This window comes from Cytobacillus spongiae (assembly GCF_021390075.1).
Genome location: NZ_CP089997.1, coordinates 1,309,878 through 1,324,613 on the forward strand (window position 1 = coordinate 1,309,878; position 14,736 = coordinate 1,324,613).

11 protein-coding genes are annotated in these 14,736 nt (G+C 36.1%); 7 read left to right on the forward strand and 4 right to left on the reverse strand.

What is annotated here, in order from left to right; genetic code table 11:
* Nucleotides 1-8 precede the first annotated feature (8 nt).
* From LS684_RS06760 to LS684_RS06770, 3 genes are read right to left on the reverse strand one after another with little or no spacing between them, the layout of a single operon-like run.
* A complete protein-coding gene (locus tag LS684_RS06760) occupies nucleotides 9-326 on the reverse strand; it encodes a hypothetical protein (protein ID WP_233810855.1) in 318 nt (105 codons plus the stop codon).
* 59 nt (nucleotides 327-385) lie between these two features.
* Nucleotides 386-1,102 (reverse strand): hypothetical protein, encoded by a 717-nt coding sequence (locus tag LS684_RS06765; RefSeq protein WP_233810856.1) that lies wholly within the window; start codon nucleotides 1,100-1,102, stop codon nucleotides 386-388.
* Between the two features lie 29 nt (nucleotides 1,103-1,131).
* Nucleotides 1,132-1,458 (reverse strand): hypothetical protein, encoded by a 327-nt coding sequence (locus LS684_RS06770; RefSeq protein ID WP_233810857.1) that lies wholly within the window; start codon nucleotides 1,456-1,458, stop codon nucleotides 1,132-1,134.
* A 301-nt stretch (nucleotides 1,459-1,759) separates the two neighbouring features.
* On the opposite strand from LS684_RS06770, the gene LS684_RS06775 reads away from it, so the two are divergent.
* From LS684_RS06775 to LS684_RS06800, 6 genes are all read left to right on the forward strand, one after another.
* A complete protein-coding gene (locus LS684_RS06775; protein ID WP_233810858.1) occupies nucleotides 1,760-3,340 on the forward strand; it encodes a peptide chain release factor 3 in 1,581 nt (526 codons plus the stop codon).
* Nucleotides 3,341-3,519: 179 nt separating this feature from the next.
* The gene (locus LS684_RS06780) at nucleotides 3,520-4,512 is read left to right on the forward strand and encodes an EAL domain-containing protein (protein ID WP_233810859.1); all 993 of its coding nucleotides are present in this window, start codon (nucleotides 3,520-3,522) and stop codon (nucleotides 4,510-4,512) included.
* Between the two features lie 632 nt (nucleotides 4,513-5,144).
* Nucleotides 5,145-6,521, forward strand: a complete 1,377-nt coding sequence (gene nhaC, locus LS684_RS06785; protein WP_432418801.1) for a Na+/H+ antiporter NhaC — start codon at nucleotides 5,145-5,147, stop codon at nucleotides 6,519-6,521.
* Between the two features lie 500 nt (nucleotides 6,522-7,021).
* Nucleotides 7,022-10,333, forward strand: coding sequence for an efflux RND transporter permease subunit (locus tag LS684_RS06790; protein ID WP_233810860.1), 3,312 nt, complete (start codon nucleotides 7,022-7,024; stop codon nucleotides 10,331-10,333).
* 337 nt (nucleotides 10,334-10,670) lie between these two features.
* Nucleotides 10,671-11,762: an SDR family oxidoreductase gene (locus tag LS684_RS06795; protein WP_233810861.1), complete on the forward strand. Its 1,092-nt coding sequence runs from the start codon at nucleotides 10,671-10,673 to the stop codon at nucleotides 11,760-11,762.
* Nucleotides 11,763-12,463: 701 nt separating this feature from the next.
* A complete protein-coding gene (locus tag LS684_RS06800) occupies nucleotides 12,464-12,931 on the forward strand; it encodes a hypothetical protein (RefSeq protein WP_233810862.1) in 468 nt (155 codons plus the stop codon).
* A gap of 18 nt (nucleotides 12,932-12,949) precedes the next feature.
* Here the strand turns inward: LS684_RS06800 and LS684_RS06805 are convergent, their stop codons facing one another.
* Nucleotides 12,950-13,129: an H-type small acid-soluble spore protein gene (locus tag LS684_RS06805; protein WP_233810863.1), complete on the reverse strand. Its 180-nt coding sequence runs from the start codon at nucleotides 13,127-13,129 to the stop codon at nucleotides 12,950-12,952.
* A gap of 310 nt (nucleotides 13,130-13,439) precedes the next feature.
* Between LS684_RS06805 and LS684_RS06810 the strand changes: the two genes are divergently transcribed.
* A complete protein-coding gene (locus LS684_RS06810; RefSeq protein WP_233810864.1) occupies nucleotides 13,440-14,603 on the forward strand; it encodes a DUF5667 domain-containing protein in 1,164 nt (387 codons plus the stop codon).
* The last annotated feature ends 133 nt before the right edge of the window (nucleotides 14,604-14,736 follow it).

Sequence of the window (14,736 nt, forward strand, 5' to 3'; positions counted from 1 at the left end):
CGTAGGAATTATTCTGCTTGGTTGGAATAATAACCATCTTTGTGTTTAATAAAAGAGTTACCGTTTAAGTTTTTGTTTGAGTTAAAGATTTTTTGATCGGAGTCCTGTTCAGATCCTTGACCTTGCGCTTGACCTTGGTATTGATTTTGGTACTGCTCTTGGTATTGTTTTTGAAATTGCTTTGCAACAGCAGTAGCAACTGAGTATGCGAACGCATAAGCATCTGCATCATTTGTTACATCAACATCTGTTTTTTGCATTTGTGCTTGCATAGCTTTCGCGATCGCAACTGCTAAAGCAAGTGTTTCTTCGTTGAATAGTGCCATAATCTCACCTCCTTGGCTATCTACTATAGAATATGTTCAGACACCCGTATGTGAATGGGTTAACAATCTGATTGAATAGCGGAATTATTACTATAGAAGGATCCAGAATTCTTGATGAGAGAATTGCCATTTTCATTTGATCCTTGATTTTCAATAATGAAAGGGGGATTTATTTTAATTATGGGAATATGTTCATTATCGGGTGTGGTAGTTATTGATGGAGTTCGGTAATTGTCCAACGTCGCATTTTTATCTTGGAATGGAGTATTTGTGAGATTGTTGATATCTTGTTGATCAACTAAGCTTCCATTATTTTCATTAGTAGAATCAGTAGCGTTTTCCATTGGCTGAGGTGAAGTTTTTTGATTCTGTTTAAGTTTTACAGGTTGGGACTGCAGGCCATTTTTTTTATCCATCTTACTTAATGTATCAAGATAATTATCCTGTGAATTCAGTTGGATAGTGCTGGGATTTCCCTTTAGTGAAGAAGCAGTTATCTTGCTTTTTTTATTGTGGTCTTTCTTTTCATAGAGCCAACTTTGGATCGCACAGATTTGGTCTAGACAAATGAATATCGAGGTATTCAATAGCTGATTTGTTTCTGACACTACCGGTTTTATTTTAATAAGTTGATGTGTAGGATCTATAGATATTAGTTGAAATACAAATGTCGGGTTGTTTTTGCTGCCAATGTGTTTAAAAACAGTGCCGCCTTTAAGCTGAATGATAACCTGTTTTCCAACTAAACTTTGAAGCAAATGGATGGGTTTTATCATCAGTAATCACCACCATTTCAAAAGAAAGATTAATCACCGCTGTCTTTAGGTTTTATCATTTCTTTGAATAATTTTCGATTCTCAGTAATGAGGTTTTCAAGTTTTTCTAAAATAGAGTCATAGGAATTAGAGTCTACATTTTGATTTTCGATAAATTGTTTGTAGAATAAAATCATTGCATAGGCAATCCCTGTATTATCAACGTAAACAAATCCATTTCCGCTATTTTTAATACTTGAGTTACCGTTTTCATTTATTGTTTCATTGGTGATTTTAGTAACAAACTCCTTCATCTGCTGTTCAATTTGTTTTGCGACTATCTCCTTAATGATTTCCTTGTCAGCATCCTTCATCATTTCCCCTCCTAAAATAAGGTTATTCTTTTTATAGTATGCTACACCCTATTGTTTGAGAGGGCTTAAACCTATTACGAGAGGCTTAGGTTTTATTGGAAGGACTTAAGATCATCTTAGTTTATTAAAAATATTGGAAATGAAAGGTCTCCTCTTAGCGAATTAGACAAAAATGGGCTGGGATTTTACTTAATACAATTGCAATCTGTTCACCAGGGAGATATGATAGAAGTTATGGGTAAAGAAAATAAAACATTATATACATGAATCAAGTGTTAGTTTGCATAAAAGAGAGGATAAGATTATGTCAAATAGTTTTAAAGATGAAGTGTTGTCTCGACGCACCTTTGCGATCATTTCCCATCCGGATGCCGGTAAAACAACCTTAACGGAAAAGCTTTTATTATTTGGAGGAGCGATCCGAGATGCGGGTACGGTTAAAGGGAAGAAAACAGGAAAATTCGCAACAAGTGATTGGATGGAAATTGAAAAACAACGTGGAATTTCTGTGACATCAAGTGTGATGCAATTTGACTATGATGGTGCACGGGTTAATATTTTGGATACTCCAGGTCACCAAGATTTTAGTGAAGATACGTATCGTACATTAACAGCTGTAGATAGTGCGGTAATGATCATCGACTCAGCAAAAGGGATTGAAGCTCAGACGCTAAAGCTTTTCAAGGTTTGTCGCATGCGTGGAATTCCAATCTTTACATTTATTAATAAGCTGGATCGCCAAGGACGAGCGCCACTTGAGTTATTAGCTGAGTTAGAAGAAGTAATGGGAATTGAGTCATATCCGATGAATTGGCCAATTGGGATGGGGAAAGAATTCCTAGGGATTTACGATCGCTTCTATAATCGAATTGAACAGTTTCGTGTAGATGAATCAGAAAAATATATTAATCTGAATGAAGATGGAGAAATTGAAGGAAGCCATCCTCTAAAGGATTCCGGTCTCTATGATCAGACCATCGAAGAAATTATGCTTTTAAATGAAGCAGGGAATGAATTTTCTGAGGAAAAGCTTGCAGATGGTTCTTTAACGCCTGTTTTCTTTGGAAGTGCATTAACTAATTTCGGTGTACAAACCTTTTTAGAAACGTATTTAAAGTATGCTCCAATTCCTCAAGCTCGTAATTCATCTGAGGGAAAAATTGATCCGTTATCTGATGAGTTTTCTGGTTTTATTTTTAAGATCCAAGCGAATATGAATCCTGCTCATCGCGATCGAATTGCATTCTTACGTGTGTGTTCCGGGAAGTTTGAGCGTGGGATGACGGTGAACCTTCCTAGAACAGGAAAGCAACTTAAGCTGGCTCAATCGACTTCCTTTATGGCTGACGACCGAAGTACGGTAGAGGAAGCTGTAAGTGGAGACATCGTTGGACTTTACGATCCAGGAACATATCAAATAGGGGATACTTTAACTGTTGGGAAAAATGCTTTCCACTATGATCGCCTTCCACAGTTTACTCCTGAACTATTTGTTCGTGTTACAGCAAAGAATGTGATGAAGCAGAAACATTTTCATAAAGGTATTCAACAGCTCGTGCAAGAAGGAGCGATTCAGCTCTTTAAAACAGTGAAGACTGAAGAATATTTGTTAGGTGCAGTCGGGCAGCTTCAATTCGAAGTATTTGAACATCGTATGAAAAATGAATATAATGTGGAAGTCTTAATGGAACGTCAAGGTTCGAAAATTGCGCGTTGGGTAGAAAATGAACAAATCAACGAAAATCTTTCTAGCTCTAGAAGCATTCTCGTTCATGATCGTTATGATAAAAAAGTATTCTTATTTGAAAATGATTTTGCTCTAAGATGGTTTCAAGATAAAAATCCAGATGTCAAACTGTATAACCCAATGGATATGTACGAATAGAGAGAAAAGAGGCTATTTCAATATGAATGGCCTCTTTTATTATTGCTTCATGAGTAAAGACAAGACATTCCGTAGGATGCTTTAAAGAGAATATCTAAAGATTTGAAAAACATTTGCTAAGCTGTTTGTTTATTGTTTTTGTTATGATGAAGAGAGGCAGGAAAAAAGGAGGGTTTTTATTGAATGACCAATGTATCCATTGTGGGATTCCTTTTGTGCTTTATGAAAAGGGATATTTATTTATTAGACACGAACAATTTGTTTTGCCAGCCCTTTTTCAGAAGCATAATGATGAATGGATGAAATGCCCGTTCCGATCAGTGGAAGATTTGAACAACATCTTGGATGAAATCAAAATTGAAAAATCAAACATTAAGGTAGGATTAAATGATAAAGATGAGCATCCCTTTCTTACCTATCCATTATCATCACTATACGCAAGAGTCAAGGAACGAGAAATAGTTGAGGTCATTCAACATGGTGAACTTGAAAGTTACATTCAGCCAATTATTGAGCTAAAGAAAAATCAATTGTATGGCTATGAATCCCTCTTGAGAACTGGTGGTAGCAAAAGTTTTTCTCCTTTAAAGCTTTTTCAAGCTGCAGAAGAAACGGGGTTACTTTCTCTATTAGATCAACGTGCACGGGAAGTAGCCATTAAGACGAGAAAAAGCTTTGTTCAAGACGGGGTAAAGAGTTTTATCAACTTTTTACCATCGACTATTTACAACCCGGATTATTGCTTACGACACACCTTTAATTTAGTAGATAAATATCAAATAAACCCTAATAATCTAGTTTTTGAAGTGGTGGAGACTGAAAAAATTGAAGACATTGACCATTTAAAGGATGTTTTATCCACATATAAAAGGGAAGGGATGAAAGTGGCGCTAGATGACGTGGGTGCCGGATTTTCTACACTCTCTATGCTAGAACTTTTATCCCCGGATTATGTAAAGATAGATCGACACTATATTGACCATTGTGATCAATCAGATGAGAAACAGGAATTTTTACAACAAGTTATTTCTCTTGCAAAACAGTTAGACATTATTGTGTTAGCGGAAGGAATAGAGAGAGAAGAAGAATTGGCCTATTGTCGTAGAATTGGAGTTGATTTAGCTCAGGGCTATTTTATTGGTAAGCCAACGAATGCAGCATTCACTTCTTAGAAGTCTATTCATGCTGTTACAAATGAGTGTTCGCTTCTTTTTATACGAACGATCTACCTAATCATGACTGCTAAGTTTTGTCTTGTAATATATGCGCTTTACATCGACAAATGTACAGGATTCTTTCACTCAAAATTAGTTCTCTTAGATTCAAAACAATATGATTAGGAATAATATAATTGTTGACATCTTTTGAAAAGAATCATATATTAATAGTATACGAAAATACTTTAGTGCCTAAAAGCTAAAAAGCGTTTAAGTGAAAAAGATGATAGAGCAGTCTGCAATTATTATTAGAGTAATATCGTCGCAGCAAGTAGAGACTAGATGGTTGGTGCAAATCTAGGCAGATATGACTTGACCTACAAATTGCCTTACGGACAGCAAACAATGAAAGAGGATGGTCCTTTAACAAACAAGGATGGTCAATTAGGGTGGTACCGCGGAGCTTCTTCGTCCCTAGGGATTAAGTAGCTTTTTTTGTGTTTAATTTTAAAGGCTCAAGAACAAACCAAATCTCCTTGAAAAGTCGGGTTATATTACTCCCCAACTTTCAAGTGAAACCATCCGTGAAATATTAGGATAAGCTCTATTAGGTTCGTGATACTATTATTAAATTGGAGGAAAACATCATGGAGAATCAATCAGTTATAACAGTAAAGCCTCTTGAAGCTTTGTTAATGGTTATATTAATACTGGGAGGAATAAGCTACACGATCATTTCTTTAGGAGCGGTTCCACATATCCCAATATTGTTAGCAACCTTTCTATTGATCGGTTTTGGTTTATTTAAAAAGGTCTCAATGAAAGAAATTGAAAATGGGATGGTAGAGGGTGCCAAATCTGGTCTGGGTGCCGTTATGATTTTTTTCTTTATAGGGGTTTTAATCAGCAGTTGGATGATGAGTGGTACCATTCCTACGTTTATCTACTTAGCATTAAGTGTTGTAGACGGTAAGTTCTTTTATGCCATTGTATTCTTGGTTACAGCGATCGTAGGAATTAGTATTGGGAGTTCGTTAACTACTTCAGCGACTATCGGTGTTGCCTTTATTAGCGTTAGTACAGCACTTGGTCTTTCAGAGGCAATTACAGCAGGTGCCGTCATTTCAGGTGCGTTTTTTGGGGATAAGATGTCTCCGTTGTCAGATACAACAAATCTTGCCTCTATGCTCGTAAAGGTCGATTTATTTGAGCACATTCGAAATATGCTATGGACAACAATTCCTGCTTTTGTGTTGTCTTTCATAATGTTTATGGTTTTATCCCCTAAACAAGCAGATTCAAGCTTTCAAAAGCTACAAAGCCTAAAGGAAGGATTGCTGAATGCAGGTTTCATTCATTGGTATACGCTTATTCCTTTTGTGATACTAACTGCACTAGCTATTCGAAAAGTGTCAGCCATTCTTACCTTATCGGCAGGTATACTCACAGCGATTGTTATTAGCTTTGTCGTAAACCATTCAACTACTATGAAACAAATTGTACAAGTCTTATACTCTGGATATACTTCAACTACTGGAATAGAAGAGTTAGATGCATTACTCTCTCGAGGTGGAATTGAAAGTATGCTTTTCTCCATTTCCCTTGTGATTCTAGCACTTTCAATGGGAGGGTTATTATTTAAGCTTGGCATACTACCCGCTTTGTTGGATGGGGTAAAAGGCATGCTCCACAAAGTGCCAATGCTTATCTCATCTACTGCTGCTACTGCAATTGGTATCAATTTTTTAGTAGGAGAACAATATTTATCGATTCTCTTAACTGGAAATACATTTAAGGAACCTTTTCAGAAGGCTGGCTTACATTTGAAGAATTTATCTAGAGTATTAGAGGATGCTGGGACGGTCGTTAACCCGCTTGTACCTTGGGGAGTTTGTGGTGTCTTTTTAACTAGTGTACTAGGAGTATCCACTTTAGACTATCTTCCATTTACGTTTTTCTGTCTATTCTCGCCGCTCTTAACAGTCGTTTATGGACTGACTGGATTCCGCATCATTAGAAACTAATCAGTAAAGAGGCTGGAACATACGTATTTCAGTCAATGATCTATCCGAACTATTAGGAGTTATCTCCTTTTATAGTTCGGGTATTTTTGTTTATTCGGAAAACAAGCTTTTTAAAAATAGTGGAATGGAGCAGAAGGCACTCGACTTCAAAGGGAAATAGAGGAAAGGATGAGCACCAAAGCGCAGCGAGGAGGCTCAGCTTCCTCCCCGCGGAAAGGGAGTGACTGCAGCGCAGGTGGAACGAACCTGTATATACAACCTAAATATTAAAAATAGTCTTTGTTCGTCTTTGAGAAGGAGTCATTTAGTTATGTTCCAGCCTCTACTTGATTTTATATGCATCAGACTATATTCCCCTTTATTTGGAAAAAATAACTGTATTCACAGGATTGTAATGTTTGAAACACACAAATAATTGCATACGCTTCAAGGCTTTAATATAGTTATATATATGAAATTACATACAGCCAGTCATTTGATTAAGGGAAGGAGAAAAAATTTTGAAGATCAGTAATTTTTCCATTAGAAGACCCATTTTCACCTTAGTGACGATGTTTTTAGTTCTAATCTTAGGTGCGGTCTCGCTTTTAAATATTCCATTAAAGTTGATTCCGGATATTAATCCGCCTGTTGGGGTAGTCGTTACATCCTATCCGGGTGCTAGCCCTGATGAAGTCGTTGAAAAAGTCACAAAGCCTTTAGAGGCCAATTTAGCTACATTGCCAGGAATTAAAACGATGTCTACTACTTCACAGGAAGGTGCAAATTTAATTTTATTGCAGTTTTCTTGGACAACTGACATTGATGAAATCCAAAGTGAAGTCATTCAGCGTTTAGATCAAACAACATTGCCAGATGATGTACAAAAACCTAGGTTTCTTAAGTTTGACCCCTCACAGTTTCCGATTATTCAGCTTAGCTTGAGTTCAGATCGTGATGAGCAATCTTTAAGAGAATTAGCAGAACAATTAAAGTTAGAGTTAACCAAAGTGGATGGAGTAGCAAGTGTTAACCTCTCAGGAACTACAATAAAAGAAGTTCGCGTCCAATTGGATCAAGATAAATTAAAAACCTATAATTTGAGCCAACAGGATGTTGTTGATGTTATCCAAGCAAATAATATTTCCATGCCTGGGAATACAATCTTAACGAATGACAAGGAATTAACTACGCGTATTATTAGTACGATAGATTCCATTGATACATTAAAGAATTTAACTGTAACGATTAATCCTTCAAACGGTGAGAAGATCAAGGTTAGTGATGTAAGTGACGTTGCCCTAACAAACCTAGATGATCGAACAATTACTCGTACAAACCAAGAGCCATCTGTCTTACTGAGTGTTTTACAGCAATCTGACGCTAATACAGCTGCTGTATCAAAGGAATTTGTCAGTCAATTAGATGAGTTGCTTGAAAAGGATGTTTATGAAGGAATCGAGTCTGAGGTTCTATTTGATCAAGGGGATTACATTCAGCAAGCGATTGGAAATATTTCGAACTCTCTTTTACTAGGTGGAGTGTTTGCGATGATGGTGTTGTTTTTCTTCTTGAAAAACTTGAAGAGCCCATTAATTATCGGGATTGCCATTCCCTACTCAGTCATTTTCACTTTTGTCCTTATGTATTTTGCAGATTTCACTTTAAATATAATGACCTTGGGTGGTCTAGCTCTTGGAATTGGGATGCTTGTCGATAATGCCATCGTTGTAATCGAAAATATCTATCGCCACTTATCTATGGGCAAGGATCCTAAGGAAGCTGCAAGAGACGGTGCTAAGGAAGTTGGAGCAGCTATAACGGCTTCCACATTAACCACGATTGCCGTATTTTTACCTGTCGTATTTATTACAGGGATTATTGGAGAATTATTTACAGAATTTGCCCTAACGATTTCCTTTAGCTTATTTGCATCTTTAGTTGTCGCTTTAACGGTTGTCCCAATGTTAGCAAGTAGATTGTTAAAACAGCCGAAGAATAATATAGAAGAAAAAAGACAAACATCTCGCCCGATGAATCTTCTTGAAAGCTCGATTAAATGGTCGCTCCGTAATCGTGCAGCAGTCATCATCATTACGATTGTATTGCTAATTGGCGGAGGATATGGGGTAACGACAGTTGGAACTCAATTTTTACCGAATACAGATGAAGGCTTTTTTAGCATTCGAGTAGAGCTAGGAAATGGTGTCGCCTTGACTGAAACGGAAGAGGTTATGTCAGCAATAGAGAAGGAATTTGAAGAGCAGGATGATGTTGATACGTATGTAAGCTTAATCGGAACAACTCAAGAAGGTTCTTTTAGAGGTTCGAAGAATGCGAATATAGGTGAGCTCTATGTTAAAATGGAGGACCTTGAGAGCCGTGAGCGATCAACCTTTGAGTTTGTCGATGATGTAAAGGGAGATGTAGAGAGAGCAGCCCGAAAAGTAAACGATACAGCAGAAGTCTCATTTAGTCTTCAATCTTCTTCAGGCTCAGCTCCCAACACATTAACCTTTAATGTAAGAGATACGAACAGCAATCGACTAAATGAATCAGTGAATAAAATTTATGACGCTTTGATTGAATTAGATGATGTGAATGAATTGACTACTGACCTAATGGATGAAGTAGAAGAAATTCAAATAACAGTAGACCGTGAAAAAGCTCTTCAAGAGGGGCTAGCTCCAGCTCAAATTGCAATGATCGTAAATGATGTAACAAGAGGAAACCAAGCTACACAAATGACCGCTCAAAACGCAAATATATATGGGGTTTTTGTAGAGTATGATAAGGATATTACTCAAAATCTAGAAGAACTAAAAAAATTATTAATAAAAAAGCCAAATGGTGGCTTTGTGACTCTTGACGAGGTAACAACAATTGAACAAGGAAAAGGACCTGTAAATATTCAGCGAATTAACCAACAGGACGCTGTACAATTTACCCTTAAATACAAGGATTCAACGAATTTGGGTGAAATCTCGAAAAAAGTAGATGGAGAAATTGCTGATTTAGATTTATCTGAGGAAACTGAGATTGTCTTTAGTGGGGATCGAGAGCTACTTGATTCGTCTATTGATGATATGTTAATGGCATTTGTTCTCGCAATTATCTTTATTTACCTAGTTATGGCTGCACAATTTGAATCCTTAAAATATCCATTTGTTATTATGTTTACAGTGCCATTGATGGTTATTGGGGTTGCGATTGCCTTAACGGTAACAAGAACACCAGTTAGCTTAACTGCGATCATCGGTATTATTGTTCTTGCAGGAATCGTCGTTAATAACGCGATTGTGATTGTCGACTATATTAACCAGAAGAAGGATGAGGGAATGCGAAGCTATGATGCGATTGTCGTTTCAGTAAAGGACCGTGCTCGACCAATCCTTATGACAGCCCTAACGACAATCTTAGGACTTATTCCATTAGCGCTAGGAATAGGTGAAGGTACAGAGATTAATCAACCGATGGGGATCACTGTTATCGGTGGTTTAATTAGTAGTACATTCCTAACATTATTCGTTATTCCAGTTGTATATAGCTTTTTCGATAAAGAGACGAGAAGATTAAATAAGATGTACGCTACACCTGATGGTCATCTTATTCCAGCATATTTATTAGAGGAACGCATTGAGAAACATGAAGATGAAGATATGAAAGAACAGAAAGAACTAGATGCACCTCGTGAAGAGAAACATGAATTAACAGAATCCACTAGATACAGTCGCAATGATATGGCAACTATGCTAGAAGAGTTACTTAAGCTTGTAAAAGACAATAAAAATGATGAGTCATCTGATAAAGACAAGAACGATTCAAAATCTTAATTAACGAAATAATGATTAGCGGTAAGCAAACCATGTACACACGTAGTTGCTTACCGTTTTTTATAGCTAGTTATGCTTGGTTAAAAGATTAGGCTATTTCTAAGAGAGTGTTGTTTTTTACCAGATAAGATAACCTTCTTCATACGAAAACTACCCATGCTTGCAAAAGCAACATTGTATACGAATACAGCCTATGTTTATGTTGCATTTTAGCCATCTATTTATTTGATGAAAATGTGTCTTGTAATGCATGGGTAAATTTTTCTGAATAATCAAATAAAATATTTCTCATTTCCATAACATATAGTTAAAATAAGGAAAAAGGGGTGGTGATGAGATGAAATATTTTTTTACGGGGTTCCCTGGATTCATTTGCAATCAGCTTATTCGTAAAATAGTTGAAAACAACGAGCTTCAAGGGAGCGTTTATGCACTTGTGCTCCCAAGTATGATGGAAAAAGCCTCAATAGAAAGGAAAAATATCATAAGAGAACTAAATTTAAAAGAGGAACAGTTTCACCTAGTTATAGGAGATATTACAAAGGAAGGACTAAGTATCTCAAATGAACAACAACAGGAATTAATACATAATGTTACCCATGTATTTCATCTTGCAGCAATTTATGATCTAGCTGTGCCAAAGGATATTGCCTATCTAGTTAATGTAGATGGAACTAGAAATATGAATGATTGGGTAATGGAGCTACGGAATCTAAAGAGATATGTCTATTTTAGTACAGCCTATGTTGCTGGTTTTCGAGAAGGGGTTCTTTATGAGCATGAACTTCAAAAGCCGAGCGCATTTAAAAATTATTATGAAGAGACGAAATATGAAGCTGAAGTCTTAGTAAATGAATTAAAGGCACACATTCCTGTATCCATTATTAGACCAGGAATTGTAAAGGGACATTCCGAAACAGGTGAAACGATTAAGTTTGATGGGCCATATTTCATATTGAATGTTCTAGATAAATTAAGACTTTCCCCTTTTATTCCAAGGATTGGAAGTGTTGAAGCAGTTATTAATCTAGTTCCTATTGATTATATTCTAAATGCTACAGTCTATTTAAGCTTTAGCGAAAATGGAATAGGGAAAACCTATCATTTAACAGACCCAAACCCCTATAGAGTATCTGAGGTTTATGAGATGATGGTCGAATATTTATTGAAAAAGAAATTAATAGGTAGTTTGCCAATATGGATAGTAAAATGTGCACTTTCTTTAAAAATGGTTAGAACATATTTACAAGTGGAGAAGGAAACGATTGATTATTTTACATGGATGGGGAATTTTGACTGTTCACAGACAATTGAAGATCTCAAAGATTCAGGAATTGTCTGTCCAGATTTTAAAGAAGGGATCCCTTCCATGATAAATTTTTATGAGAAGCATAAATCTAATCCTCATTATCAAGTATCTATTACCTAGATAGATGATGGGAATATTTCGATAGATCGGATATTGAAAGTTGGTCGCTAAGTTGTAAAAATGTGGGCTCTAGAAGTAATTCCAACAATTCATGAGGATGAATTATACTGGGTAAAGTATTTGCAAGATAAAGCGATAGAATGGAATCTTAATGAGAAACCGAAAAATGTATATAAAAGATAAAGATGCAAATAGAGAAGGATTTAAAAGAAAGAAAAGGCCTTGATAAAAAAAGGCCTTTTTTCTTGTGTGCCAGGCATGGCAACGATCTAGGTGTGGTGGTGGAGGTCCACTGTGGGTACACATCAGCCAACCACTAAGCAAGCACAAGGTGCTTATTGTGAGATAAGGGCTGGAGGAAGCGAGGAATAAAATCTTGGCTTGACGAACAGAAATCTGATACTAAGGCTTTATAAAGGGATGAGGCTCCAAGACAAGCAAAGTCCGAAAAGATGTACGTAACTTTGTAGAGTAAATCAGGCGAGTAAAAGGGGACTACGGTTCGTGAGATACGCGAAAATAATCATCTTTTTTCCCTCTTTATGATTTATGATATGGTTTCTATTTATAGGAATTGTCTTAGTAAATGAGCTTTATACCCTTTATGTCGAATATTGTAATAAATCAATAAAATTTTTACTGATATTGGAAAAGAAAAAGGAGCAAACTAGTGTTAACGAAAGGATTTTTGGTGATGATGGATGCAAAAACTTGGGAAGCTAGAAGTAATGCTTTGGAATATTGCATTACCAGGGTTTAGTCAATTATTGATGCGGCAATATGTAAAAGGGATTTTATTTATTTTCCTAGAAATAACAATTAATATGTTTGCCCGTTTTAATTTAGCGATTCTTTATAGTTTTCAAGGGGAAATTGAACAAGCATTGAACACGATTAATTTTCAATGGATTTTATTTTATCCGTGTCTATATATGTATGCATTATGGGATGGATATCGATCGGTTATGAGCGAAGATGAGAAATATTCTTATCTCCCGTTTGTTTTTAGTGCATATTCTGTTACGGTTGGGGTATTTTATTCGGCAAAATTAAAGTTATATGGTGTACTGATTGGTCCCGTGTTTTTACCCATGCTATTTTTGATTCCAGGGATTGTAATTGGTCTATTACTAAAATATTTAATGATATACATTCAAAGCCGCCAGTAGTTGGCGGCTTTGTGTTGGTTATCCCTCTATTAACTCAGAAATATTGACAGTAGAGCGTTGTTCAAGCGGTCCTCTTAAATGAACAGTAGCAGTTGTGCCATCTTCATGTAATTCATCGATCCAAACAGAAACCCCATTATATCTTACGTCAATATCTGCTGAAGAAGATAAAATTTGTTTAACTCTATTTTGTTCCATTCTTGCTCACTCCTTTATGTAAGTTATTCTATTTTTTGATCTGTTATGATATTTTATTCGGTGCATTAAATGCATATAGCTCAAGTTGTAAATATACATAGACAACTAGGGGGTAAGTATCTTTACGTAATCCCATCTTTCAGAATCTTTTCACTGTTCGATTTCATGGAAGGACTGTTTTTTAAATTATATATCATGCTAAAAATTATTTCTTATAATTTTATTAGAAAAACCCCCATAAACCGTTGAACTCCTTACGTAACCATTTAATGAAAACACGGCGCCGTTACAAAATTATATGAGGTGAACAATGGGAATTTTACCAAATAAAGATTTGAACAAAGTGGCAAAAACGAGTATAGCACTTGTCTTAGCAAGTACAATTACCTTTTCAACAACTCAAGCATACGCCAATGAACAAGGTGAAGCAGACTCCATAGTTTCTACAACAGAAAACGTAGAGGAAAATGAAATAACTCAAAACGATCAATCGGTAGATAGAGTGATTATCGATTCAAATGAAGATTCAAAAGCGGGTGAAGTACCATCGATTATTCCAGGAGACTTCTTCTATTTTGCTAAGCTTGCACTAGAGAAAATTAAGCTTGCATTTACACTAGATGATGAAAAAGAAGCTAAGCTTATAGCTGAGTTCGCTACAGAACGACTAGCAGAAGCAGAAGCCTTATTTGCTGAAGGAAATGATGAAAAAGCGATTGAGCTTTTGGAAAACGCTCTTTCAGATATGGATGAACTTAAGGTATTAATGGAAGAAGACCATCTAATGGAATCAGATAACCATGCACTTCAAGATCCAATTTCGAATGAAGAAGCAAATGAAGAAGAGAATCTTTCTGAAGAAGTGGAAGAGGATCAAGAGGGTACCACGCACTCGGAGATTGAGATCATATTTTCACAACATATCATTGCACTTCAAGCAGCTATGGAAAAAGTGAAAAATCCTACTGCCAAAGCTGCACTTCAAAAAAATATCGAAAAGAGCTATGCAAAATTTTTTGAAAAAATAAGTAAAATGGAAGCTGAATCAGAGGGTTTAGAAGTCGGTGAAGTAGTTAATGATTTTACAACTGAAAAAGTCTCAACCTCAAATGAGGCAACAGTAGATCCTGACAGCAGCAATCGTGAGGACGTTGAAACCATTCGTAGCATTGGAAATAAAAGTGAGCAGCAAATTATTGATGCTAGTAAGGCTACACATAGGACAACAAATCAATTAGCTAAGCAAAAACAAGAAACAGCAAAAGAAATAGATAATGAAAAGAAAGAAAAAATCAAACAAAATCATGAATTAGCAAAAGAAAAGGCAAAAGAAAACAGCGAATTAGCAAAAGAAACAGCCAAACAAAACCGTGAAGCAGCAAAGGACAAGGCAAAAAAAAATCGTGAAAATGCTCAAAACAAAGTGAAAGAATTAAAGCAAAATGGTAAGCCAGAAAGCAAGGACAAGGAATAGATTAAAGCCTTTATTGTTTTGATTCGTGTAAGTCAATAGCCCTATTTTGTAAAGGTTAATGCTTTTTCCAATACCTTACCCTTAAAAAAATGTACACAACACCGTATAATATACAGTGTACAAAAGGGGTGAG